This is a genomic window from Oceanobacillus sp. FSL W7-1309, from assembly GCF_038002145.1.
GTDB classification, from domain to species: domain Bacteria; phylum Bacillota; class Bacilli; order Bacillales; family Amphibacillaceae; genus Oceanobacillus; species Oceanobacillus profundus.
Window position 1 is genome coordinate 1,822,063 of the sequence record NZ_JBBOBX010000001.1, and the last position, 22,901, is coordinate 1,844,963.

Below are 22,901 nucleotides of genomic sequence, written 5' to 3' on the forward strand. Positions count from 1 at the left end.
ATCCACCTTATATTCCATCTATACAATTGATACACTTTTTGGTAAGGTGAAGGTGTAGAAAATGAAAAATGAGGTGTATGAGATGCTGTCTTTAATTAACAAACTACCGAATTACTTTCGCTGGATGTTGTTTATACCTCTTTTCTTTGTATCGTACCTTTTATTTAATAAATTCCTTTCCTTTAGTTTGACGCCAGTCTTTGGGTTATATGATGAAAATGATCCGTTTACGTTTATTGCTTATAACCTTTATCTTAATACGATTAGCACAGCTTTAGCTATTATTTGCAGCGCCTTTTTTGCACCAAAGCTCCGAAGAATTGTTGCTCTTTCTCTTGTTCTATTCATCGCTCTCTACTTTTTAGCACATATCCCTTTTATCTTGAGTGGTTTACTGCACATGGCTATATGGAAACTATTATTTAGCATGCTCACCATGCTCCTTGGCGGGTTTTGGGGTGTGCGTGTTGTTTATCGAAAAACTGTTCAACTTCAATGTTAGTTGTTAACGTCTACAATAGTTATAACCACACAACGATCTTCCGCCATTGGGATCGTTGTGTGGTTATGCTTGCTTCTGGATAGAAGGCAAAAGTCGCTTACTGCCAGCTATAAAAAATAACGCGCTAGCAATCCAGCCGCTATTCCAATTATAAGGGAAGGTAGAAACGTATGGATAACTTTTAAGGTAATTGCTGTAGCAAGACAGCCAATTAGTACTGGTAACGAAAGAGCGATTCCCCCGTCTGTTGGTACTAACATTTGATTTGCAATTAGTGCGGCTATAATTGCAATCGGTACATAATTAAAATATAAACGTAAGGTTGCGTTCATTTCTCTTCCAGCCATGATCTCGACGCCAATGACTCGTGATAGGTACGTAGAAATAGTTAATAATGCAATGAGCATCCAGTTATTCATTATCTCTTGTCCTCCTGCTTACATATAACCCTATGAGTGGTGATAAACCACCTGCTAAAATAATCGTAAATTCATTCCCTGGTGTTACATATTGAAGGATAACCGTTATCGTGACAGCAACCAGTGCTGTTGCAATGACTGGCTTTCCTCTTAAAGAAGGAATAAGGATAGCTGTAAAAGTAACTGGGAAGGCCAAGTCCAAACCCCATTTAAGCGGATCAACCTGGCTGCCGATAACCGCTCCTATATAGGAAGAAGTAATCCAAGCAAGATAAAAGGTAGCTGCAACAATACCAAAATAGAGTGGGTCTGGACCGTGCTTTTGAAATCTTGCGCTGCCTAGAACAAATGCTTCGTCGGACACGCCGAAGGATAATAAACCTCTCCACTTTCTTGGAGCGGGAGAAAGTCCTTCAGCAAGTGCGGCTCCATATAATAAATTACGCAGGTTTAACAAAGCAGTAGCAATTAGAACACTTGTAGCTGTTGCTCCTGCTGCTAACATTGCGACAGCTACCATTTGAACGGAACCGGAGAACACAAATAATGACATTGCTAGTGCACTTGCTAGGCTTAAGCTTGTTTGAGTTGTGAGCACACCATAAGATAAACCATATGCTGCAATAGCTATTGCTAGTGGTAAAGCTTCAGTGACCCCCTTTTTAATTGTTTGTTTTTTGTTATTCATCTACTTAACAGCTCCTTCCCTGTGTAAAAGATTGTCTATTTTGGTATAATTAAAATATAAGTTATAGTTAACTATACTATACTATATTATAATTAAACAAAAAGTTTATTAAAGTATACTGTTTTAGGGGGAGCTACATGACTATTGAAAAGCCTTGGAGTGAAGAAGATGTAGGAAAGCGCATAGGGGCTAATCTACGTAAATATCGCACGAGTAAAGGACTAAGTATGGAGGCATTTGCTAAACAGATTGGTGTTAGTAAATTAACATTAATCAAGGTCGAGCATGGGGAAGCTAACCCAACATTATCTGTAATTTGGAAAATTGCAGATGGACTAAAAATATCGATTACGGAACTACTGGAAATGGAATCTGATGTGTCTATTATTCGTAAAGGAAATGGGGTGAAGCTATCAAGCTCAGATAAGTTGTTTGTTGCTGAGCCATTATTTCGTTCCCGTAGCTTCGAATTATATCGAGGATATCTTCAGGGGAGAAGCGAATATGTTTCAGAAGCACATCAACCAGGGGTAATAGAATTTGTTACCGTTATGTCAGGAGAACTAACCATGGAGCTTGATGGTGAAGTGCATCATTTGAATGCATTCGATTCTATTCGCTTTAAAGGGGATCGGCTCCATAAATACGTTAACCCATCTTCATCTGTATCAATTTTACATTTTGCTATTACCTATAATAATCACTAAAAACGCTGTATTTATTTAATGACATAAAAAAAGATTCCTTTTAATCAGATTTTGATTAAAAGGAATCTACTAGTTTATATTATCTTTGGTAGAAGAAAGTATAAAATTTTCTATCTGTATAAGTACAACCAGAGATTTATCTAAAGATTTGACGGAAACCAAGTTTTTTAAGATCACATATTACTCTTTAAGCGTTTTAAAATACGGTGGTAGTCATCACGATCAATCCCTGGTGCAAATTGCTCCGGAAGCTCTGGTAAATCGGGGACTGCTGCACCCTCAGGCATTCCATCGATTACGTGCAGTGGATCACCAGTTTCAGGGTTTGCCCCTTTCCATATTTGGTTGATGTCCCGATACTCTGGTTCTCCCCATGTATACAACACATTAAACAATCCTCGATCCATGAACTTCCTTGCGTAGTCAAACTGATTATTATCCAAACTTGGAACAGGCAGCATCTTACCTACTTCTACGCCTGTAGCTACTTCGATTGCTTTTGCATAAGCAATGACGTGCGTCCCTCCGCGAACGAGTAGGTAGCCAATCATTTCTAAAGCGGTTGGATGAGTTGTCATTTCGTAAACACGCATTTTATGATTTCTTGCTCCGATTTCCAATAAATAATTGGCGAGAAGATCTTCAACGAGAGTACCACTGTTATTTACATAAGATCCATTCCACGGCCTGCCCATCCCATCACCTGGATAAGCTGTTTGAGCTGTGGTGGTAAAGTGCGTTGAATAACGTGCATCCTTTCCATTTTGCAGTGGAGCGGTGTCAGGGTCACCAGGTACAGTATTGCCAATAGAAAGTAGATTAATAGCATTAGCTACTAGTTCAACATGACCAAATTCTTCCGCTGTAATACTTGCGATTAAATCATAAAAGGGCTTTAGCTTTTTTTTACCACGGAAATTAAAGGATTGGAACATGTAATTGTTTAAGGTGGACATTTCACCGAATTTGCCTCCCATTAATTCCTGAACAGCTGCTGCAGCATTCATATCGCCATGTTCTGGAATAGGTAGTTCAATGGCGATTTTATTCACACGTTTCATCATGAGTTTTTGCGCCTCCATCCATAGATAATAACCATTGTCATCATATGATGGAGGGTGCTTGGCTTATTCTCCCTTTAATTGCTGAAACCAAATTATTTGAGCTGTACGGACATAAAAAGGTGATCCTCCCATATGGATTACAATATGATCTGGCATCACCTTTTTCAATATACCTCGTACAGAGCCGTGTGTCGTTTGAACGGCAAGTGATTTATTTTGAAACCCTGTTAAAGCTTGATAAACATACGGATCACTAAGATTCCATTTTTCATTCATTGTTCAACACTCCTTTTTTCTCGAAGCCCATAGCAGTATATGCAGGGCAGCGAAAATGTGTATCGGTCTAGTTGATATTTTGGTTTTCTAACGTATTATTCACTCACGCTCATCCGTTTTTAAACCGAATGGAGAGCAAGTTTAAAAAGCTTAGCTGATAAATGCGAAAGGTCTTTAGTAGGTATGGATAAAAATGTATATGATTAAAGTATGGTTTTTTTATCCCTTTTCTTTAAAAAATGGATATATAGACCGATATAAAAGATAGGCACTGTTATTCCTCTTGGTTAATGTATATCTATAGGTTCGAAGTATAACGATGAAGCAATAGCATTGGATATATAAATGGATTGAAAAAAATGGGTATTCCTGTATAGTGAATAGCCATTTTTAATTGTTGTGTTATCAACGAACGTAGGCTCTTGCTGAAGAATAGAGTCATAAAGGAGATTGTTTGAAGGAGGGTACTATTCTAATAAAAATTCAATCTTCAGCATGAGAAGTATTGTAATTTTAGTCTGAAGGGCTTTTAGGTTGTGTGACTTTCTGAATCTAATCAAGTTAAAGGCCCCTTTGCATAAACAATATAGGTATTAATAGCGGTGGTACAGATTGAGGAAAGTAGCTATGTTATCAATTTATTAAATGGTAAAGGAGAAAAAGATGAAAAAGTTATTAAACTTCAAGAGTATTAAACATAAAATCATATTTGCATTTTCGTTTGTTATTTTATTTGTCATTGTATTGGGTGTATATAATTACATAGCAGTTAAGGAGATAAATAAAAATACGACAAATATTATTGAAAATGAGCTTCAAGGATTAATTGCAAATTTGGGAATGGAAACAACAATGGCTAATCGGATTTCTACTGCTCGTGGCTTTGTGCTAAGCGGTGAGAGTGATTTTAAAGATCGCTTTGCGGCATATACGGAGCAGGGCATCGAGTTTGAGAGTCAAGCTAGAAGTGTGGGAGTTACGGAAGAATTTGATGATTTAATTGATAAAACTGTTGCGTGGCGGACAGCAATTGATGAGGACGTATTTGATGTATATGATAGCGGAGATGTGGAGCTAGCTACAGAGAATCTAAATGAGTTAACCCCTGTCGTACGTGAAATCATGGCTGGATATGAGGAGATAGCACAAAGTTCCGAAGATGACATTAACCGACTTGGTGAAGAAATCATATCCAGCGGTGAACAAACGCAAAGAATTGTCGTTATTGTATCACTTTTAATTGTTATGCTTAGTATAGGAGCGGCGCTTATTACTGCCGGAATGATTTCGAGACCAATCAGAACGGTAATGGAGAGAATGAAGCTTATTGCAAATGGAGATTTAAGCCAAGAAGTACTGCGAACAAATGCTAGAGATGAAGTTGGGCAGTTAGTTAAAGCTACCAATGAGATGGCTATCAATACACGCGATCTCCTCACGCAAATAAATGTTGTATCTGAGACGGTTACAAGTCAAAGTGAAGAATTAACACAGGCAGCGAACGAAGTAAAGTCCGGTTCTGAGCAGATAGCAGTCACGATGCAAGAGCTGGCGACAGGATCAGAGACACAGGCAAACAGCGCTAGTGATTTAGCATCGATTATGGGTACATTTGCGGTTAAGGTAGATGAAGCACATGATAATGGTGGGCGTGTGCAGCGGTATTCAAATGAAGTGCTTGGAATGACATCTAAAGGAAGCGAATTAATGACCTCTTCCACCGAGCAAATGGCTAAAATTGATCACATTGTACAAGGTGCGGTTACGAAGGTAGAGGGATTAGATGAACAATCTCAAGAAATATCACAGCTTGTTTCAGTAATCCGAGATATCGCGGACCAAACAAATCTACTTGCATTAAATGCAGCGATTGAAGCAGCGAGAGCGGGCGAACATGGTAAAGGATTTGCTGTTGTAGCCGATGAAGTAAGGAAGCTTGCAGAACAAGTTTCTGTTTCTGTTACGGATATTACTGGCATTGTTTCCAACATTCAAAATGAAACAAGTTTTGTCGTAGAATCATTAAAGGATGGATATACGGAAGTTGAACAGGGGACAAGTCAAATCAAAGTTACCGGGCAAACATTCCATGAGATTAGTGATTCCGTATCTAAGATGGTGGACAGTATTAACTTAGTGTCCGATAACCTAGCTGATATTGCAGTCAATAGCCAGAAGATGAACGGATCGGTTGAAGAAATAGCTTCAATTTCCGAAGAAGCAGCAGCTGGTGTTGAGCAAACTTCTGCTTCAACACAACAAACCAGCAGCTCTATGGAAGAGGTGGCAGGAAGCTCTGAGCAATTAGCGCAGCTTGCTGAAGAGTTAAATGGGTTAGTAAGGAGATTTAAGCTTTAAGTGCAACTGTGACGCTTAAGACTGTAATTTTCATTGAGTTTAGAACTTATAAGGTTTGATAATAGGAATTGTGGCATTTTGATTGATGCCCACAATTCCTTTTTATCTAAGGGAAATTTTTAGTCTGTAAAGAAACACTGGTTAGATTATTAGATATGATCTTATCATATCCGTAATAGGTTAGCTTTGAATAATTTGGTGCGTTGGTCGGAAAAATTTGTGTTAAAATTTATTGTTAAGAGCGATAATAAGTCTGATTCGGGGGTGCCAAAAGTGAAAATCAATATTATAACTTTAGCTGTTCATCATCTTGAAAAAACAGCGGCTTTTTATAGGGAGGTCCTTCAGTTGCCAGAGGATCAGGTATCTAAAGGAGAGGACCATATAGCTTTCTTTTTTGATGAAAATTTTTCGCTAGTTCTCTATCCACGTGAGGAGGTTGCGTCTACAACTGGTCAACTTAATCTAAACCCCAGTTCTAATGAGTTAATACTAAGTTCTTTTGTAGAAAGTCGTCAAGATGTAGACGATATTTTAAGGCGAGCAACGTTAGCTAATGGTAACGTTATAAAGCAAGGAATAGCAAATGAATGGGGTTATTCAGGATACTTTGCTGATCCCGACGGTCACGTCTGGGAAATTAGTACAACCTAGAATAAATCCATTGGATCTATAATTATATCTCTATAATAAATTTTGAATTTGGAGGAGAAAGCTATGCATTCATATGGAACTCTATATAAAGTAGATGAACGATATAAAATAAGATTTGAACGTGATTATGCTTATTCGGTTGAGAAAGTTTGGGATATGGTAACGCAGCCCCAATATTTTACACAGTGGTACCCATTTGCAACAGGGGAGATGGACTTGCGAACAGATGGAAAGATTTACTTCGATGATGGTGAAGGAACGACTTACGAAGCAATAATAACCAAATTTAATCCACCTCATTTCTTTGCTTTCCGTGAGATCGATGACTTACTTTCTATCGAATTAAATACTGAAGGTGATGGTTGTCGCTTGCTGTTTGAACACACATTTGACGATGCTTCTATGAGCGCTTCTGTTGCTGCTGGATGGCATCGTTGTCTGGATGTTTTAGGAATGATTATAGAAGGAAAGCCGGTTGAATGGCTGGATAATGCCGCATCGTTGCGGGAGACTTACAGGGAAACATTCAGTTTATAAGTATCGAAAAAGGGGTGGGGAATAGGCTATGAAGCAAAATAAATATGATGATCCTCACTTTTTTTCAGCATATGAAAAGATGCCGCGCTCCCTAAAAGGACTGGAAGGCGCAGGAGAATGGCCATTATTAAAAAAACTGCTACCAGAATTGAAGGATAAACGTGTACTTGATTTAGGGTGTGGCTTTGGCTGGCATTGTCGCTACGCAATAATGAAACAGGCTCATTTTGTAGTTGGTATTGATATATCCGAAAAAATGCTGCAAAGAGCTCGTGAATTAACGGATGACCCACATATCGCTTACCGACAAATTCCAATGGAAGATATTCACTTTGCTGCAGACTCATTTGATGTTGTGTTTAGTTCTCTTGCGTTTCATTATGTGAGAGCATTTAAAGCAATTTGTATAAAGGTTCATGATTGTTTAACATCGGGCGGAAAGTTTGTTTTTTCAGTAGAACATCCTGTTTTTACTGCTAGAGCGGAACAAGATTGGTGGTATGATGAGCAGGGAAATCGTCTGCATTGGCCGATTGATCATTATCAACACGAGGGAATTCGCCATACACCTTTTCTGACTGAAGATGTTATAAAGTATCATCGTACACTAGCAACCTATATAAATACACTAGTTGATTCGGGATTTACGATTAAAACAGTGAAAGAGACTTTCGCAACAGAGGAAATGATACAAAATAATCCAGCGATGTTTGATGAAAATCGCAGGCCGATGTTTTTGCTAATTCGTGCTGGAAAAATGATGTGAAGCTTTTAGTCGAATCTTCGGATTACTTGAATGTTATAAAATAGAGAGCTTTGAATATGTTATCATGATGGGAGGAGGGATCCTGATGATATACATAGGTGTGACAGGGTGGGGAGATCATCACTCCCTGTACCCGCCTCAAATGAAGTCAAAGGATAAATTAGCTGAATATAGTAGTCATTTTCTGACAGTTGAAGTGGATGCGTCCTTTTATGCCGTGCAGCCTGTAAGTAATGCTTCCAAATGGGTAAGTGAAACACCGGAAAACTTTCGCTTTGTGGTGAAGGCATATCAGGGAATGACTGGTCATCAAAGAACGGATATTCCGTTTGAAACGAGAGCGGAAATGTTTCAAGCGTTTATCGATTCATTAAAACCTTATCGGAAAGCCAATAAGCTAGCAATGGTCTTATTTCAATTTCCCCCTTGGTTTGATTGCAAGAAAGAGAATGTGAATTACTTACGATATTGCAAAAAAATGATGGGAGACATCCCTGTTGCGCTTGAATTTAGAAATCAGTCTTGGTTTCGAGAAACATTTCGTTCCGGTACGCTTGCCTTTATGAAAGAGAATGGCTGGATTCACACTATTGCGGATGAACCGCAAGCTGGAGATGGATCCATTCCAATTGTTCCAGCAGCTACTGATCCAAATATGACATTGATCCGAATGCACGGCAGGAACATTCATGGCTGGACAAAGCCGAAAAATGCGGATACAAACTGGCGCGATGTTCGTTATTTATATAAATACAACGAGAAAGAGTTGTTAGAGTGGAAAGAAAGAGTATCAGAGCTTGCCAAAGGCTCAACAGATATCATTTTCTTATTTAATAATAATTCGGGTGGGGATGCAGCAGGCAATGCAAAAGAGTTTCAAGCCATGCTAGGTATTGAATACGAAGGACTTGCACCAAGGCAGCTCGGTTTGTTTTAATCAGGTATAGAAAAAGAAAGCAATCCTTTTTAAAAGGATTGCTTTCTTTGGTTTCACTGCCCTAGTCGTTTTTTAATACTTGCTAATTTCACGCAGAGACAAAATACGTCCATTGCAGCTTCTAATTCTGTTAGGCCTGGGAAGGTAGGTGCGATTCGAATATTTCGATCCCTTGGGTCTTTTCCATATGGATAGGTTGCCCCAGCACCTGTTAGTGTAACCCCGACAGCAGATGCGAGTTTAACTACCTCTGCAGCACAGCCATCAAGCGTATTTAAGCTAATAAAATAGCCGCCTTCAGGCTTGCTCCATGAAGCAATTCCTTCTTTACCCAGCTCTGATTCCAGCTTATTTAACACCAGGTCGAATTTTGGCTTTACAATTTCAGCGTGTTTTTTCATATGATGCTTTACGTGCGCTGCATCTTTTAAGAAACGTACATGGCGTAATTGATTTATTTTATCCGCACCAATCGTCTGTACACCAAGCAGTTTTTTGGTAAAGCCAATATTTTCTTCACTTGCTGCAATTACAGCAACACCTGATCCAGGAAAAGTTACTTTAGATGTCGAAGCAAAGATAAAGACACGGTTTGGATTTCCGGCGTCTTTACAGGCTTTCAAGATGTTTTTTAATGCAGGTGGGTTATCTGTCAGATGATGAACAGTGTATGCATCGTCCCAGAAAATCCGGAAATCTTTGGCTTTCGTCTCCATATTAGCAAGACGATCAACAACCTCATCACTGTATGTTGTTCCTTCAGGATTACTGTATTTTGGTACACACCAAATACCTTTTATCGTATCATCATTGCGAACAAGCTCTTCCACCTGATTCATATCTGGACCATCATCTAACATATCAATTGTAATCATTTCAATGTCATACATTTCACAGATGGCAAAATGTCTATCATACCCAGGACTTGGACATAAAAACTTAACTTTAGGTGCTTTGACCCAAGGAGCATCACTGTCGACAACGCCTTTAAGCAATGCTCTGGAAATTGTATCATGCATTAAGCTAAGACTGGAGTTGCCACCCACAATCACTTCATTCGTGTCAACCTGAAGGAGCTGAGCGAATAACTCTTTCATTTCTGTTAATCCATCGAGCCCACCGTAATTTCGGATATCAATAGAATCTTTAACATTAAGTGATTCGATTTTGTTAAGAAGGTCCATGGATAAATCCAACTGTTCTGGACTTGGTTTACCCCTTGCCATATTTAAGGATAAATTTTTCGCTTTAAAAGCATCATACTCTTCCATGAGGCTGGAATACATTGTACGTAATGCTTCTTGATCTAATGCGTTTATAGTAGTCAATGAAATATGCCCCTTTATCTTCGTGTTATTAGAAACATTATAACAGATGGGTTTTAAACTCGGGAGTGAAATTGTAAAGTTTATCAAAAAAATGCAGAAAATAATAGCTTATAAATAGTAGGGGAACCGAGCTGGTTTTTATATAATAAAAGTAATATTTCAGATGAATATGGAGGGTATGTCACATGCGGTCTAAACAAGAAATGATGGAGCTTATATTAAATGTTGCAAAAGAAGATAGCAGAATTAGAGCGGCAGCAATGAATGGTTCAAGAGTAAATCGTAATGTTCCTAGCGATCCTTTTCAGGATTACGATATTGTTTATCTTGTTTCAGATATTGGTTCTTTTATAAACGATCCGAATTGGATTGATGTATTTGGGGACCGCATTATGATGCAGACACCGGAAAATATGACCATGTTTCCACCAACGCTTGGGGGCAGGTTTTCTTATTTGATGCTATTTAAAGATGGTAATCGGATTGATCTAATACTTGCCCCGATAGAAGAGAAAGAAGCGTATTGTCGTGAGGACGGATTAACGGTTGTTTTATTAGATAAGGATGATAGCTTGCCGATACTGTCTCCTCCGAGTGATAAAGGGTATTGGGTGAAAAAGCCATCTGCTTTCTTTTTTGCTGATTGCTGTAAGGAATTTTGGTGGGTATCTACGTACATTGTAAAAGGATTGTGGCGCGAGGAAATTTTGTATGCGTTTGATCATATGACTATCTGTCGGTCGATGCTTATGAAAATGCTTGAATGGAAGGCAGGTATGGAGACTGATTTTTCTTTAAGCATTGGAAAAAATGGGAAGTATTTAAAGCGTTATGTTGATGACGAGACATGGACGCGCCTTTTAAAAACTTTTCCCAGCGGTTCGTATGAACATGCATGGCGCACTTTATTCACAATGACAGCGTTATTTGAGGAAGTTGCCATTGAGGTTGCAAAGCATTTTGGTTTTACGTACTCCTTTGAGGAAGCAGAAAACGTGAAAGCATACTTGAAGCATGTTCAACAGTTAGGACCAGATGCTTAGGATATTTATTGGTCGCAGTTTTAAAATAAATGATCTTTAACAAGGGGGATAATGTACAATGCATGATCGGCGTATTTATTATCATACTTTCAGAGGTACGAAAACGAGTAGATGGTGGTATCAACGGCAGATCGATTGGGATTACAATACTCCTAATGGTGATTACTGGAGGACTTTCAAGCCTGATTCGCTTGTAATTGTATGGAACATATTTATTTTTAAACTAACCCTTGACCTTTACGTAGCGTAAAGGTTTAAGATGGTAACTGTCAGGAGGGTTACAGATGGAATATACCGTAAAAAAATTAGCTCTGATTTCTGGTGTGAGCGGCCGCACACTCAGATATTATGATCAAATCGGACTGTTAAAACCAGCACGAATTAATTCATCCGGCTACCGAATTTACGGACAGAAGGAAGTTGATTTGCTTCAACAAATTTTGTTTTACCGTGAATTGGAAGTAAGTCTGGAAGACATCAAGAAAATAGTAAGCGATCCAACATTTGATCAGACAGAAGCATTAAAATCGCATTATCAGTTGCTAGCACAAAAGCGTGCCCGTCTTGACAAACTAATGGCAACCGTTAAAGGAACGATTGCAAGTATTGAAGGAGGTATTCCGATGCAGGATAAAGATAAATTCGCAGCGTTCAAGGAAAAATTAATTGAAGAAAATGAGAAAAAGTACGGGGAAGAAATCCGTAGTAAATATGGTGATAAAACGATTGATTCAAGTAATGCTAAGCTAAGAGGGATGTCTGAGGAAGACTTCAAAGCAATGAATGATTTAGGAGAAGAAATCATGGTGCTCCTTAAGAAAGCTTATGAAAAAGGAGACCCTGCTTCTGTGTCAGCACAGGAAATAGCTGCAAAGCATAAGCAATGGTTAATGTACTCCTGGGGCAGTTATTCAAAAGAAGCACATGCAGGTCTTGCAGAAATGTACGTTGCCGATGAGCGATTCACAGCCTTTTATGATAAGGCTGCAGAGGGGGCAACTGAATTTTTAAGAGATGCTATTCTCATTTACCTTGGTATGGAAAAATAGGATATATATGAAGAGAAGTCCCATGTTTGATTTCAAAATGGGACTTCTTTATTTGATGAAATGCCTATCGAACTTTATGCATTTACTACAATAAGATAAGCTGTCAGTTCCTTGATTTTCCCATCTTTAAATTTATTTAACTTATATATGTCGCAAAAAGCATAGGTTTTATCAATTCCCTCTTCATCGGGTATTGTCATGGATCCTTCAATTACTGCAGAATCTCCATGGGTAATAATTTGCTTTGTTACATAGTTTTGTGGTGTATACCCACGCATTTTTTCCATCTCTGCAGCAAATGCAGCTTTACCTTCGAACACTGCTTGTCCAACGTGATTCCACACGACGTCCTCGGCTGTGTGTTCAAGAATAAAGTCAACATCTCCAGTAGCAAATGCCTCGTTAATCTTTTGAAAAAACTCCTGATTCTTTGTCATTTTTCAATCAACTCCTTTTTGATTTGTATTACATAAATAATTCGTTTCATATTAGAAATATCCTGCATTTTTTGTGTAATACTTGAAATAGAAGCAACAATCAAATAAAATAAAAGAAACAAACGAACGGAGGTGGAAAGGGATGTTTAATCAAGCTGTGTTTGTGTACGGTTACTGGACGAATTATTTATATTTTAGCCGTGCAAAATTTGCTGTTTTAGTTGATAACGGGATACGTATGCCCTTTTTTAGCAACTTTATAGCAAATGTAAAACGGTGAAAACATCTCTAAATCCACATAATTGTAGGGGTTTTAAAGGGAGGGCTTTTCATGCTCTCCCTTTTGTGTGCCCTTATTTAGTTGAAAGCCATGGGATTATTATGTTTCCTATGGCTTTTTTGTGTTGTATCACGTGCCCATCATTAAAGAAGTGCACTTAGGAACTGTATTAAAGGAGGAACTTTACTATGATTGTATGCAGTGTGAATCAAATAACGAAAATGTATGGGGGAAGCTCCATCTTTGAAAATATATCATTTGAAATTATGGGTAATGATCGGATTGGTCTTGTGGGTCGAAATGGAAGCGGGAAAAGTACGCTATTTCGATTATTGTCTGGTGAAGAAGCACCTGATTCAGGAAAAATCCATTGGAGAAAAGGAACAAAAATAGGTTATCTCGCCCAAATTCCAGAAGCATATTCTAAGTTGACAACAAAGGAGGTATTAAAGACTGCCTTTTCAGAGCTAGTCCAAATGGAAGAAAGGATGATGCAGCTCGGGGAGGCGATGAGCAAGGAAACCAATGTGGAGCGGTTAGATAAATTAATGCGGGATTACGGCAATTTTCAAGACCATTTTGCGCGAAAAGGTGGCTATGAGATCGAAGCGAATATCGAAAGAATCGTTAATGGATTAAATATCGATGACTTGCTTGAACAGCAATTTTCTAGCTTGAGCGGTGGAGAGAAAACAAAGGTAGGTCTGGGTCTCTTGCTTTTAAAAAAGCCTGATTTATTATTACTAGATGAACCGACGAATCATTTAGACTTAATGTCAGTCGAATGGCTAGCTGATTTTTTACAGAGTTATCAAGGAACTGTCGTCATTGTTTCGCATGATCGGTATTTTCTTGATGAGGTTGTAGGTAAGGTGTTGGATTTAGAAGATGGAGAAATCACGAGCTATCCCACGAATTTTTCTGGTTATATAAAGGAAAAAGAGGCACGTTTATTAAGAGAATTCCAGGCGTATGAAGAACAGCAAAAGAAAATAAGGAAAATGAAAGAAGCTATTAAGCGATTGCGCGACTGGGCAAATCGGGCTAACCCACCAAATGAAGGGTTGCACAAACGTGCACGAAACATGGAGCGAGCGTTAGAAAGGATGGAAAAAATAAATCGTCCTGTATTGAATCGCAAAAAAATGAACCTTGAAATGGAGACAACGGACCGAAGCGGAAAGGATGTCATTATTTTAAAGGATGTTGCAAAGTGGTTCGGTGACAGGGAGCTTTTTTCCAAAGTAAATATGCATATTAGATACAAGCAACGTGTTGCCATTGTTGGAGGAAATGGAACAGGTAAATCTACATTAATTAAATTAATTTTAAATCAACTGCCTGCAGACGAAGGAGAAGTAAGAATCGGAAGTAATGTCAAAGTAGGATATCTATCTCAACAAGTCTTTACGCAATTCCAAGATGAAACTGTTCTTGAAGCATTTCGAGATGAGGTACATGTTACGGAAGGTGAAGCGAGACGTATTTTAGCTAGGTTTTTATTTTATGGGCATATGGTATTTCAACAAGTTTCACAGCTTAGTGGAGGAGAAAGGATGCGTCTTCGCTTAGCGCAAATGATGTATCAAGATATAAATGTTCTCATTCTAGATGAACCAACAAACCATTTGGATATCGAGGCACGTGAAGTATTGGAAGAAGCACTGGAGGATTATAAAGGAACCATTGTAGCAGTTTCTCATGATCGTTATTTTTTAAATAAGCTGTTTGAAGAGATCTATTGGATTGAAGCCAAAGCTGTTTATCATTTTGAGGGGGATTATACTTGGGCACGGGAAAAGCTGACTGCACTGAAGCTTGATGGGAAAGAAAAATTAAAAACAGTAGTGCGAGAGAAAAAACAAGAACCGAAAAAGAGGAAAAGTCAGGATTTAGATGGTGAGAGACTGAAAAAGGATTTAGAGGAAGTAGAACGTAAAATTACCTTATTAGAGGAAAAGTTAGTAGAAATCCAAGACTTGGAACAAATGCAAGAAGTGTATATGGAAAAAGAAGGGCTGGAGAAGGTTTGGGAAGAGTTGTATATGCGTTTGAATGTTTAGGAGGGTACAGTTTAGATTAGATTAGATGAAAGATGGGGACAAATAAGAAGGAGCTCTTTGATATGTCATGTGCATGTTAGAAAAGAGCTTCTTTTTATATAGATGAACAGGCTTTAGCAAAATGGAGGATGCTGAGCTTATTAGACGAAATTAGTGGGGTTAAAACTTTTTTTTCGTTTTTTTTACAAAAGTTTAATTTAGGCATTGACTTTATTACAATTATGTAATAAGATAAATCTCGCTGTTATATTATTCCACAGTAGCTCAGTGGTAGAGCAATCGGCTGTTAACCGATCGGTCGTAGGTTCGAATCCTACCTGTGGAGCCATTTAATTTTTATGAAGTAAATGTCGATTAATACATTTGTTGTCGAATTTGTTCATAAATAATATTGGCCCGTTGGTCAAGCGGTTAAGACACCGCCCTTTCACGGCGGTAACACGGGTTCGAATCCCGTACGGGTCACCAATACGGAGGATTAGCTCAGCTGGGAGAGCACCTGCCTTACAAGCAGGGGGTCGCAGGTTCGAGCCCTGCATCCTCCACCATCTTTTCTTTTAGATGAAATATATTTGTTATATCGCGGGGTGGAGCAGTCCGGTAGCTCGTTGGGCTCATAACCCAAAGGTCGTAGGTTCAAATCCTGCCCCCGCAACCAAATCTTTTGGTTTAATTAGATATGTTATTTGCAATATGGTCCGGTAGTTCAGTTGGTTAGAATGCCTGCCTGTCACGCAGGAGGTCGCGGGTTCGAGTCCCGTCCGGACCGCCATTTAAATATTCGGAGGTATACCCAAGTCTGGCTGAAGGGATCGGTCTTGAAAACCGACAGGCGGGTCAAACCGCGCGGGGGTTCGAATCCCTCTACCTCCTCCATTTATAATTTGAGTTTTGTAGTTAAATAACACTTGGCTCGGTAGCTCAGTCGGTAGAGCAACGGACTGAAAATCCGTGTGTCGGCGGTTCGATTCCGTCCCGAGCCACCATTTATCTTTCGGAAGTTGATTCTTTCTATATAAATCTAATAGTTTACAGGAAGCCAACAAGCCGGCCTAGCTCAACTGCTAGAGCAAGCCGTTTACTTCATCGAGTAACTACCATGTGCAGGCTTGCGAGGAGTGGAACTTCTCCGAGTGTTCTTGCAACACGACGAGCCTACTTGATGGACTTGCTGTTAATCATTTGGTAACTAGATAATCATTTGCCGGCCTAGCTCAACTGGTAGAGCAACTGACTTGTAATCAGTAGGTTGGGGGTTCAAGTCCTCTGGCCGGCACCACTTTTTACAAGTAAATAATAATTATCATTAATACCTAATATATATTTTTGAGCCATTAGCTCAGTCGGTAGAGCATTTGACTTTTAATCAAAGGGTCGAAGGTTCGAATCCTTCATGGCTCACCATTCGCGGGTGTGGCGGAATTGGCAGACGCGCTAGACTTAGGATCTAGTGTCTTCGGACGTGGGGGTTCAAGTCCCTTCACCCGCATTACTTTTTACTTAAGAGGAATTTTTGTTGCAAATTCAGTATCCTTTTCTTTGCCCTTGCCGGGGTGGCGGAACTGGCAGACGCACAGGACTTAAAATCCTGCGGTAGGTGACTACCGTACCGGTTCGATTCCGGTCCTCGGCACCATATGCGCCCGTAGCTCAATTGGATAGAGCGTTTGACTACGGATCAAGAGGTTAGGGGTTCGACTCCTCTCGGGCGCGCCATAACGGGAAGTAGCTCAGCTTGGTAGAGCACTTGGTTTGGGACCAAGGGGTCGCAGGTTCGAATCCTGTCTTCCCGACCATTTTATTTATATCATACGGGGCCTTAGCTCAGCTGGGAGAGCGCCTGCCTTGCACGCAGGAGGTCAGCGGTTCGATCCCGCTAGGCTCCACTTCTTAAAAAAACGATATAATTTATGCGGGTGTAGTTTAGTGGTAAAACCTCAGCCTTCCAAGCTGATGATGAGGGTTCGATTCCCTTCACCCGCTCCAACTTACCAATATGGGCCTGTAGCTCAGCTGGTTAGAGCGCACGCCTGATAAGCGTGAGGTCGGTGGTTCGAGTCCACTCAGGCCCATTCATCTTTTTTGAAAAAAGATGTTGACATCTTTTTGCGAAGATGATATGATATAAAAGTTGTCGAAAGCGAAGAAATATTTCGAAAGTAAAATATTTTAAAAAGTTATTGACAACAAATTGGAAGACATGATATATTAATAAAGTCGCTTCAAAAGAACGACAAACAAATTTGCTCTTTGAAAACTGAACAAAACAACCAGTATGTCAAGAAAAAGGAAACTCGTTTTTCTTTTTAAAACAAGTAGAAGTCAGCTTCTACAAAAGCTAAGTATTACAAACTTTTATGGAGAGTTTGATCTTGGCTCAGGACGAACGCTGGCGGCGTGCCTAATACATGCAAGTCGAGCGCAGGAAATAAACAGAACCCTTCGGGGTGATGTTTATGGAATGAGCGGCGGACGGGTGAGTAACACGTGGGCAACCTGCCTGTAAGATCGGGATAACTCGCGGAAACGTGAGCTAATACCGGATAACACTTTTCATCTCATGGTGAGAAGATAAAAGACGGTTTCGGCTGTCACTTACAGATGGGCCCGCGGCGCATTAGCTAGTTGGTGAGGTAACGGCTCACCAAGGCGACGATGCGTAGCCGACCTGAGAGGGTGATCGGCCACACTGGGACTGAGACACGGCCCAGACTCCTACGGGAGGCAGCAGTAGGGAATCTTCCGCAATGGACGAAAGTCTGACGGAGCAACGCCGCGTGAGTGATGAAGGTTTTCGGATCGTAAAACTCTGTTGTTAGGGAAGAACAAGTTGGGTAGTAACTGACCCAACCTTGACGGTACCTAACCAGAAAGCCACGGCTAACTACGTGCCAGCAGCCGCGGTAATACGTAGGTGGCAAGCGTTGTCCGGAATTATTGGGCGTAAAGCGCTCGCAGGCGGTCTTTTAAGTCTGATGTGAAAGCCCACGGCTTAACCGTGGAGGGTCATTGGAAACTGGAGGACTTGAGTACAGAAGAGGAGAGTGGAATTCCACGTGTAGCGGTGAAATGCGTAGAGATGTGGAGGAACACCAGTGGCGAAGGCGACTCTCTGGTCTGTAACTGACGCTGAGGAGCGAAAGCGTGGGTAGCGAACAGGATTAGATACCCTGGTAGTCCACGCCGTAAACGATGAGTGCTAGGTGTTAGGGGGTTTCCGCCCCTTAGTGCTGAAGTTAACGCATTAAGCACTCCGCCTGGGGAGTACGGCCGCAAGGCTGAAACTCAAAAGAATTGACGGGGGCCCGCACAAGCGGTGGAGCATGTGGTTTAATTCGAAGCAACGCGAAGAACCTTACCAGGTCTTGACATCCTCTGATACCTCTAGAGATAGAGTTTTCCCTTCGGGGACAGAGTGACAGGTGGTGCATGGTTGTCGTCAGCTCGTGTCGTGAGATGTTGGGTTAAGTCCCGCAACGAGCGCAACCCTTGATCTTAGTTGCCAGCATTCAGTTGGGCACTCTAAGGTGACTGCCGGTGACAAACCGGAGGAAGGTGGGGATGACGTCAAATCATCATGCCCCTTATGACCTGGGCTACACACGTGCTACAATGGATGGAACAAAGGGAAGCGAACCCGTGAGGTCAAGCCAATCCCATAAAACCATTCTCAGTTCGGATTGTAGGCTGCAACTCGCCTACATGAAGCCGGAATCGCTAGTAATCGCGGATCAGCATGCCGCGGTGAATACGTTCCCGGGCCTTGTACACACCGCCCGTCACACCACGAGAGTTGGTAACACCCGAAGTCGGTGAGGTAACCTTTTGGAGCCAGCCGCCGAAGGTGGGACTAATGATTGGGGTGAAGTCGTAACAAGGTAGCCGTATCGGAAGGTGCGGCTGGATCACCTCCTTTCTAAGGATTATTACGGAACCCTACCTTCGGGTAGGAAGGACATACTGTGTTGTTTGGTTCAGTTTTGAGAGAGTAAAAAAAGATCTCTCAAAGGATTGAAGGATCTTCTGTTAAAAACCGTCACGTCCTGTGACGAACACAGAAGTCACCACATCCTGTGGAAGCTTGTACCTTGAAAACTAAATAAGAGTAACAACGACATCAATATTTTTAAATAAAAGCAAGGCTAATAAATTAGTACGCTTATTTACTGTAACTTAGTTAAGTGAATAAGGGCGCACGGTGGATGCCTTGGCACTAGAAGCCGATGAAGGACGGGACTAACACCGATATGCCTCGGGGAGTTGTAAGTAAACTTTGATCCGGGGATTTCCGAATGGGGGAACCCACTGTTCGTAATGGAACAGTACATGCATCTGAATACATAGGGTGCATGAGGTAGACCCGGGGAACTGAAACATCTCAGTACCCGGAGGAAGAGAAAGAAAAATCGATTTCCTGAGTAGCGGCGAGCGAAACGGAAAGAGCCCAAACCAGAAAGCTTGCTTTCTGGGGTTGTAGGACACTCCACTCGGAGTTACCAAGGAATTCTTTAAATGAATCGACCTGGAAAGGTCAGCCACAGAAGGTAACAGCCCTGTAGTTGAAAAAGAATTCCCTCCGGAGTGTATCCTGAGTACGGCGGAACACGTGGAATTCCGTCGGAATCCGGGAGGACCATCTCCCAAGGCTAAATACTCTCTAGTGACCGATAGTGAACCAGTACCGTGAGGGAAAGGTGAAAAGCACCCCGGAAGGGGAGTGAAATAGAACCTGAAACCGTGTGCCTACAAGTAGTCGAAGCCCGTTAATGGGTAACGGCGTACCTTTTGTAGAATGGACCGGCGAGTTACGATCGTATGCAAGGTTAAGTGGAAGACACGGAGCCGCAGCGAAAGCGAGTCTGAATAGGGCGAATGAGTATGCGGTCGTAGACCCGAAACCGTGTGATCTACCCATGTCCAGGGTGAAGGTCAGGTAACACTGACTGGAGGCCCGAACCCACGTATGTTGAAAAATGCGGGGATGAGGTGTGGGTAGGGGTGAAATGCCAATCGAACACGGAGATAGCTGGTTCTCTCCGAAATAGCTTTAGGGCTAGCCTCAAGAAATAGAGTACTGGAGGTAGAGCACTGATTGGACTAGGGGCCCTCACCGGGTTACCGAATTCAGTCAAACTCCGAATGCCAGTTACTTTTACTTGGGAGTCAGACTATGGGTGATAAGGTTCATAGTCGAAAGGGAAACAGCCCAGACCGCCAGCTAAGGTCCCAAAGTATACGTTAAGTGGAAAAGGATGTGGAGTTGCCCAGACAACCAGGATGTTGGCTTAGAAGCAGCCATCATTTAAAGAGTGCGTAATAGCTCACTGGTCGAGTGACTCTGCGCCGAAAATGTACCGGGGCTAAACGTATCACCGAAGCTGCGGATTGTTCTTACGAACAATGGTAGGAGAGCGTTCTAAGTGCTGTGAAGTCAGACCGTGAGGACTGGTGGAGCGCTTAGAAGTGAGAATGCCGGTATGAGTAGCGAAAAAAGAGTGAGAATCTCTTTCACCGAATGCCTAAGGTTTCCTGAGGAAGGCTCGTCCTCTCAGGGTTAGTCGGGACCTAAGCCGAGGCCGAAAGGCGTAGGCGATGGACAACAGGTAGATATTCCTGTACCACCTCATGATTGTTTGAGCGATGGGGGGACGCAGTAGGATAAGGAATGCGCACTGATGGATATGTGCGCCCAAGCAGTGAGAAAGTCAGATAGGCAAATCCGTCTGGCAATTTCAAGCTGTGATGGGGAGGGAAATTTAGTACCGAAGTTCCGGATTTCACACTGCCAAGAAAAGCCTCTAGTTAGATCATAGGTGCCCGTACCGCAAACCGACACAGGTAGGCGAGGAGAGAATCCTAAGGTGAGCGGGAGAACTCTCGTTAAGGAACTCGGCAAAATGACCCCGTAACTTCGGGAGAAGGGGTGCTTCATTTACATGGAGCCGCAGTGAATAGGCCCAAGCGACTGTTTAGCAAAAACACAGGTCTCTGCGAAGCCGAAAGGCGAAGTATAGGGGCTGACACCTGCCCGGTGCTGGAAGGTTAAGGGGAAATGTTAGCCGCAAGGCGAAGCTTTGAACCGAAGCCCCAGTAAACGGCGGCCGTAACTATAACGGTCCTAAGGTAGCGAAATTCCTTGTCGGGTAAGTTCCGACCCGCACGAAAGGTGCAACGACTTGGGCACTGTCTCAACGAGAGACCCGGTGAAATTATACTATGCGTGAAGATGCGCATTACCCGCGACAGGACGGAAAGACCCCGTGGAGCTTTACTGTAGCCTGATATTGAATGTCTGTGCAGCTTGTACAGGATAGGTGGGAGCCTTGGAAACCGGAGCGCTAGCTTCGGTGGAGGCATCCGTGGGATACCACCCTGGCTGTATGGACATTCTAACCCAGGACCGTGATCCGGTTCGGAGACAGTGTCAGGCGGGCAGTTTGACTGGGGCGGTCGCCTCCCAAAAGGTAACGGAGGCGCCCAAAGGTTCCCTCAGAATGGTTGGAAATCATTCGTAGAGTGTAAAGGCACAAGGGAGCTTGACTGCGAGACCTACAAGTCGAGCAGGGACGAAAGTCGGGCTTAGTGATCCGGTGGTTCCGCATGGAAGGGCCATCGCTCAACGGATAAAAGCTACCCCGGGGATAACAGGCTTATCTCCCCCAAGAGTTCACATCGACGGGGAGGTTTGGCACCTCGATGTCGGCTCATCGCATCCTGGGGCTGTAGTCGGTCCCAAGGGTTGGGCTGTTCGCCCATTAAAGCGGTACGCGAGCTGGGTTCAGAACGTCGTGAGACAGTTCGGTCCCTATCCGTCGTGGGCGTTGGAAGTTTGAGAGGAGCTGTCCTTAGTACGAGAGGACCGGGATGGACACACCGCTGGTGTACCAGTTGTTCCGCCAGGAGCATCGCTGGGTAGCTACGTGTGGAAAGGATAAGTGCTGAAAGCATCTAAGCATGAAGCCCCCCTCAAGATGAGACTTCCCATCACTTCGAGTGAGTAAGATCCCTCAGAGACGATGAGGTTGATAGGTTCGGTGTGGAAGCGTGGTGACACGTGGAGCTTACGGATACTAATCGATCGAGGACTTAACTAAATTCTTTATTTGATGTCTTGTTTACTCTTATTTAGTTTTTAAGGTATAAATCAATATTTTACCTTATAAAGTTGTCTGGTAGCAATAGCGAAGAGGCTACACCTGTTCCCATGCCGAACACAGAAGTTAAGCTCTTCAGCGCCGATGGTAGTTGGGGCTTTGCCCCTGCAAGAGTAGGACGCCGCCAGGCCAATGAAAACCCCAGTATATAATTGCATATACTGGGGTTTTTGCGTATTGGTGTATAAAAGCTGTGGATGACTTAGTTACCTCGATCATGACCACAAAGTGCTAAATCCGTAGCGAGACTCCTCCGTAGTAAATCAAGGGGGCATCGCTATTGTTCTTTATTCTACTTTCTTCCATCATTTAGTCTTCTAGCTTCTTCAGGACTAGACATTTTTGTTGCTCCTTTATAGCGAAGTCCCACATCTCGATCAGATTCTACGCGTCCGCTTTCTCTCAATTTCTTTTCTTGGCGGTCTCTTCCCATAATTAGCACCTCCCAACATTAACATTAGCGATTTTGAGACTTTTATTCATGACTTCATTATCTACCGACATACTTAAATATCATTCAAATTGGATAAGTATGAAAATATTTTCTTTGTTAGGAGATTTTGTACGAAAATAGAATGGGTGATACAATTAATTTGGTAAATAAATTTTTCAAATGTGTTTACATAACCATAATGATAT

Annotated in this window: 19 protein-coding genes, 16 tRNA genes and 3 rRNA genes; 31 read left to right on the top strand and 7 right to left on the bottom strand. The window is 41.8% G+C overall.

Annotated elements, in window-relative coordinates; genetic code table 11:
- The first annotated feature begins 61 nt into the window (after positions 1-61).
- A complete protein-coding gene (locus NST46_RS08540) occupies positions 62-502 on the top strand; it encodes a hypothetical protein (RefSeq protein ID WP_095313114.1) in 441 nt (146 codons plus the stop codon).
- 107 nt (positions 503-609) lie between these two features.
- Here NST46_RS08540 and NST46_RS08545 read toward each other — a convergent pair whose 3' ends face one another.
- Both NST46_RS08545 and NST46_RS08550 read right to left on the bottom strand, forming a co-directional pair.
- Positions 610-921 (bottom strand): AzlD domain-containing protein, encoded by a 312-nt coding sequence (locus NST46_RS08545; protein WP_240033848.1) that lies wholly within the window; start codon positions 919-921, stop codon positions 610-612.
- Positions 914-1,609 (bottom strand): AzlC family ABC transporter permease, encoded by a 696-nt coding sequence (locus NST46_RS08550; RefSeq protein ID WP_095313119.1) that lies wholly within the window; start codon positions 1,607-1,609, stop codon positions 914-916. Before NST46_RS08550 ends, NST46_RS08545 begins: the two co-directional genes overlap by 8 nt.
- Before the next feature lie 137 nt (positions 1,610-1,746).
- Here NST46_RS08550 and NST46_RS08555 point away from each other — a divergent pair, with 137 nt between their 5' ends.
- Positions 1,747-2,316, top strand: coding sequence for a helix-turn-helix domain-containing protein (locus tag NST46_RS08555; protein WP_095313121.1), 570 nt, complete (start codon positions 1,747-1,749; stop codon positions 2,314-2,316).
- 173 nt (positions 2,317-2,489) lie between these two features.
- Here the strand turns inward: NST46_RS08555 and NST46_RS08560 are convergent, their stop codons facing one another.
- The gene (locus tag NST46_RS08560) at positions 2,490-3,380 is read right to left on the bottom strand and encodes a manganese catalase family protein (protein WP_148617402.1); all 891 of its coding nucleotides are present in this window, start codon (positions 3,378-3,380) and stop codon (positions 2,490-2,492) included.
- A 63-nt stretch (positions 3,381-3,443) separates the two neighbouring features.
- The gene (locus NST46_RS08565) at positions 3,444-3,656 is read right to left on the bottom strand and encodes a YuzF family protein (RefSeq protein WP_251661565.1); all 213 of its coding nucleotides are present in this window, start codon (positions 3,654-3,656) and stop codon (positions 3,444-3,446) included.
- 663 nt (positions 3,657-4,319) lie between these two features.
- Between NST46_RS08565 and NST46_RS08570 the strand changes: the two genes are divergently transcribed.
- The 5 genes from NST46_RS08570 (at position 4,320) to NST46_RS08590 (ending at position 8,908) form a co-directional block, all read left to right on the top strand.
- Positions 4,320-6,014: a methyl-accepting chemotaxis protein gene (locus NST46_RS08570; RefSeq protein WP_341137055.1), complete on the top strand. Its 1,695-nt coding sequence runs from the start codon at positions 4,320-4,322 to the stop codon at positions 6,012-6,014.
- A gap of 273 nt (positions 6,015-6,287) precedes the next feature.
- The gene (locus NST46_RS08575) at positions 6,288-6,668 is read left to right on the top strand and encodes a VOC family protein (protein WP_158586324.1); all 381 of its coding nucleotides are present in this window, start codon (positions 6,288-6,290) and stop codon (positions 6,666-6,668) included.
- Between the two features lie 63 nt (positions 6,669-6,731).
- Positions 6,732-7,205, top strand: coding sequence for an SRPBCC family protein (locus NST46_RS08580; RefSeq protein WP_341137056.1), 474 nt, complete (start codon positions 6,732-6,734; stop codon positions 7,203-7,205).
- Positions 7,206-7,233: 28 nt separating this feature from the next.
- A complete protein-coding gene (locus tag NST46_RS08585; RefSeq protein WP_341137057.1) occupies positions 7,234-7,971 on the top strand; it encodes a class I SAM-dependent methyltransferase in 738 nt (245 codons plus the stop codon).
- An 85-nt stretch (positions 7,972-8,056) separates the two neighbouring features.
- Positions 8,057-8,908, top strand: a complete 852-nt coding sequence (locus NST46_RS08590) for a DUF72 domain-containing protein (RefSeq protein ID WP_341137058.1) — start codon at positions 8,057-8,059, stop codon at positions 8,906-8,908.
- Between the two features lie 53 nt (positions 8,909-8,961).
- Here NST46_RS08590 and NST46_RS08595 read toward each other — a convergent pair whose 3' ends face one another.
- A complete protein-coding gene (locus NST46_RS08595; RefSeq protein ID WP_341137059.1) occupies positions 8,962-10,236 on the bottom strand; it encodes an aminotransferase class I/II-fold pyridoxal phosphate-dependent enzyme in 1,275 nt (424 codons plus the stop codon).
- A 185-nt stretch (positions 10,237-10,421) separates the two neighbouring features.
- Here NST46_RS08595 and NST46_RS08600 point away from each other — a divergent pair, with 185 nt between their 5' ends.
- From NST46_RS08600 to NST46_RS08610, 3 genes are all read left to right on the top strand, one after another.
- Entirely contained in the window at positions 10,422-11,279 is an 858-nt protein-coding gene (locus NST46_RS08600; protein ID WP_341137060.1) for an aminoglycoside 6-adenylyltransferase, read from the top strand.
- Between the two features lie 62 nt (positions 11,280-11,341).
- Complete coding sequence (locus NST46_RS08605) at positions 11,342-11,476, top strand: hypothetical protein (RefSeq protein ID WP_285845193.1); 135 nt, start codon at positions 11,342-11,344, stop codon at positions 11,474-11,476.
- An 87-nt stretch (positions 11,477-11,563) separates the two neighbouring features.
- On the top strand, positions 11,564-12,328 hold the full coding sequence (locus tag NST46_RS08610) for a MerR family transcriptional regulator (protein WP_095313150.1): 765 nt from the start codon (positions 11,564-11,566) through the stop codon (positions 12,326-12,328).
- A gap of 74 nt (positions 12,329-12,402) precedes the next feature.
- Here NST46_RS08610 and NST46_RS08615 read toward each other — a convergent pair whose 3' ends face one another.
- Positions 12,403-12,765, bottom strand: a complete 363-nt coding sequence (locus NST46_RS08615; RefSeq protein WP_095313152.1) for a nuclear transport factor 2 family protein — start codon at positions 12,763-12,765, stop codon at positions 12,403-12,405.
- A 142-nt stretch (positions 12,766-12,907) separates the two neighbouring features.
- Between NST46_RS08615 and NST46_RS08620 the strand changes: the two genes are divergently transcribed.
- The 21 genes from NST46_RS08620 to rrf all read left to right on the top strand — a co-directional run bounded on the left by NST46_RS08620 (position 12,908) and on the right by rrf (position 22,392).
- Entirely contained in the window at positions 12,908-13,045 is a 138-nt protein-coding gene (locus tag NST46_RS08620; protein ID WP_285845194.1) for an RAxF-45 family protein, read from the top strand.
- Between the two features lie 188 nt (positions 13,046-13,233).
- Positions 13,234-15,108 carry a ribosomal protection-like ABC-F family protein gene (abc-f, locus tag NST46_RS08625; RefSeq protein ID WP_095313154.1) on the top strand — a complete coding sequence of 625 codons (1,875 nt, stop codon included), beginning with the start codon at positions 13,234-13,236 and terminating at the stop codon, positions 15,106-15,108.
- Between the two features lie 253 nt (positions 15,109-15,361).
- Positions 15,362-15,436: transfer RNA gene (locus NST46_RS08630), tRNA-Asn, on the top strand.
- Between the two features lie 65 nt (positions 15,437-15,501).
- A tRNA-Glu gene (locus NST46_RS08635) sits at positions 15,502-15,576 on the top strand.
- Positions 15,577-15,580: 4 nt separating this feature from the next.
- Positions 15,581-15,656 (top strand) — tRNA-Val (locus NST46_RS08640).
- A gap of 33 nt (positions 15,657-15,689) precedes the next feature.
- Positions 15,690-15,766, top strand: a tRNA-Met gene (locus tag NST46_RS08645).
- Positions 15,767-15,803: 37 nt separating this feature from the next.
- Positions 15,804-15,880: transfer RNA gene (locus tag NST46_RS08650), tRNA-Asp, on the top strand.
- 11 nt (positions 15,881-15,891) lie between these two features.
- Positions 15,892-15,984 (top strand) — tRNA-Ser (locus tag NST46_RS08655).
- 34 nt (positions 15,985-16,018) lie between these two features.
- A tRNA-Phe gene (locus NST46_RS08660) sits at positions 16,019-16,094 on the top strand.
- Between the two features lie 217 nt (positions 16,095-16,311).
- A tRNA-Thr gene (locus tag NST46_RS08665) sits at positions 16,312-16,387 on the top strand.
- Positions 16,388-16,436: 49 nt separating this feature from the next.
- Positions 16,437-16,512, top strand: a tRNA-Lys gene (locus NST46_RS08670).
- A gap of 3 nt (positions 16,513-16,515) precedes the next feature.
- Positions 16,516-16,597 (top strand) — tRNA-Leu (locus NST46_RS08675).
- A 58-nt stretch (positions 16,598-16,655) separates the two neighbouring features.
- A tRNA-Leu gene (locus tag NST46_RS08680) sits at positions 16,656-16,744 on the top strand.
- Positions 16,745-16,747: 3 nt separating this feature from the next.
- Positions 16,748-16,824: transfer RNA gene (locus NST46_RS08685), tRNA-Arg, on the top strand.
- A gap of 3 nt (positions 16,825-16,827) precedes the next feature.
- Positions 16,828-16,904: transfer RNA gene (locus tag NST46_RS08690), tRNA-Pro, on the top strand.
- A 17-nt stretch (positions 16,905-16,921) separates the two neighbouring features.
- A tRNA-Ala gene (locus tag NST46_RS08695) sits at positions 16,922-16,994 on the top strand.
- Between the two features lie 26 nt (positions 16,995-17,020).
- Positions 17,021-17,094, top strand: a tRNA-Gly gene (locus NST46_RS08700).
- A 12-nt stretch (positions 17,095-17,106) separates the two neighbouring features.
- Positions 17,107-17,180 (top strand) — tRNA-Ile (locus tag NST46_RS08705).
- 282 nt (positions 17,181-17,462) lie between these two features.
- A 16S ribosomal RNA gene (locus tag NST46_RS08710) occupies positions 17,463-19,024 on the top strand.
- 259 nt (positions 19,025-19,283) lie between these two features.
- Positions 19,284-22,202 (top strand): 23S ribosomal RNA (locus NST46_RS08715).
- A gap of 74 nt (positions 22,203-22,276) precedes the next feature.
- Positions 22,277-22,392: ribosomal RNA gene (gene rrf, locus NST46_RS08720) — 5S ribosomal RNA — on the top strand.
- The 16S, 23S and 5S rRNA genes sit together here with 16 tRNA genes alongside, the layout of an rRNA operon.
- Positions 22,393-22,554: 162 nt before the next feature.
- Here rrf and NST46_RS08725 read toward each other — a convergent pair.
- Positions 22,555-22,695, bottom strand: coding sequence for a YpzI family protein (locus NST46_RS08725; RefSeq protein ID WP_095311915.1), 141 nt, complete (start codon positions 22,693-22,695; stop codon positions 22,555-22,557).
- Positions 22,696-22,901 lie beyond the last annotated feature (206 nt).

Bases quoted from the DNA above. Each gene is read 5' to 3' on its own strand.
- abc-f (WP_095313154.1), top strand. From the start codon at position 13,234: ATGATTGTATGCAGTGTGAATCAAATAACGAAAATGTATGGGGGAAGC.
- NST46_RS08725 (WP_095311915.1), bottom strand. From the start codon at position 22,695: ATGGGAAGAGACCGCCAAGAAAAGAAATTGAGAGAAAGCGGACGCGTA.
- NST46_RS08580 (WP_341137056.1), top strand. From the start codon at position 6,732: ATGCATTCATATGGAACTCTATATAAAGTAGATGAACGATATAAAATA.
- NST46_RS08585 (WP_341137057.1), top strand. From the start codon at position 7,234: ATGAAGCAAAATAAATATGATGATCCTCACTTTTTTTCAGCATATGAA.
- NST46_RS08545 (WP_240033848.1), bottom strand. From the start codon at position 921: ATGAATAACTGGATGCTCATTGCATTATTAACTATTTCTACGTACCTA.
- NST46_RS08590 (WP_341137058.1), top strand. From the start codon at position 8,057: ATGATATACATAGGTGTGACAGGGTGGGGAGATCATCACTCCCTGTAC.
- NST46_RS08600 (WP_341137060.1), top strand. From the start codon at position 10,422: ATGCGGTCTAAACAAGAAATGATGGAGCTTATATTAAATGTTGCAAAA.
- NST46_RS08610 (WP_095313150.1), top strand. From the start codon at position 11,564: ATGGAATATACCGTAAAAAAATTAGCTCTGATTTCTGGTGTGAGCGGC.
- NST46_RS08540 (WP_095313114.1), top strand. From the start codon at position 62: ATGAAAAATGAGGTGTATGAGATGCTGTCTTTAATTAACAAACTACCG.
- NST46_RS08605 (WP_285845193.1), top strand. From the start codon at position 11,342: ATGATCGGCGTATTTATTATCATACTTTCAGAGGTACGAAAACGAGTA.
- NST46_RS08620 (WP_285845194.1), top strand. From the start codon at position 12,908: ATGTTTAATCAAGCTGTGTTTGTGTACGGTTACTGGACGAATTATTTA.
- NST46_RS08550 (WP_095313119.1), bottom strand. From the start codon at position 1,609: ATGAATAACAAAAAACAAACAATTAAAAAGGGGGTCACTGAAGCTTTA.
- NST46_RS08570 (WP_341137055.1), top strand. From the start codon at position 4,320: ATGAAAAAGTTATTAAACTTCAAGAGTATTAAACATAAAATCATATTT.
- NST46_RS08615 (WP_095313152.1), bottom strand. From the start codon at position 12,765: ATGACAAAGAATCAGGAGTTTTTTCAAAAGATTAACGAGGCATTTGCT.
- NST46_RS08560 (WP_148617402.1), bottom strand. From the start codon at position 3,380: ATGATGAAACGTGTGAATAAAATCGCCATTGAACTACCTATTCCAGAA.
- NST46_RS08555 (WP_095313121.1), top strand. From the start codon at position 1,747: ATGACTATTGAAAAGCCTTGGAGTGAAGAAGATGTAGGAAAGCGCATA.
- NST46_RS08565 (WP_251661565.1), bottom strand. From the start codon at position 3,656: ATGAATGAAAAATGGAATCTTAGTGATCCGTATGTTTATCAAGCTTTA.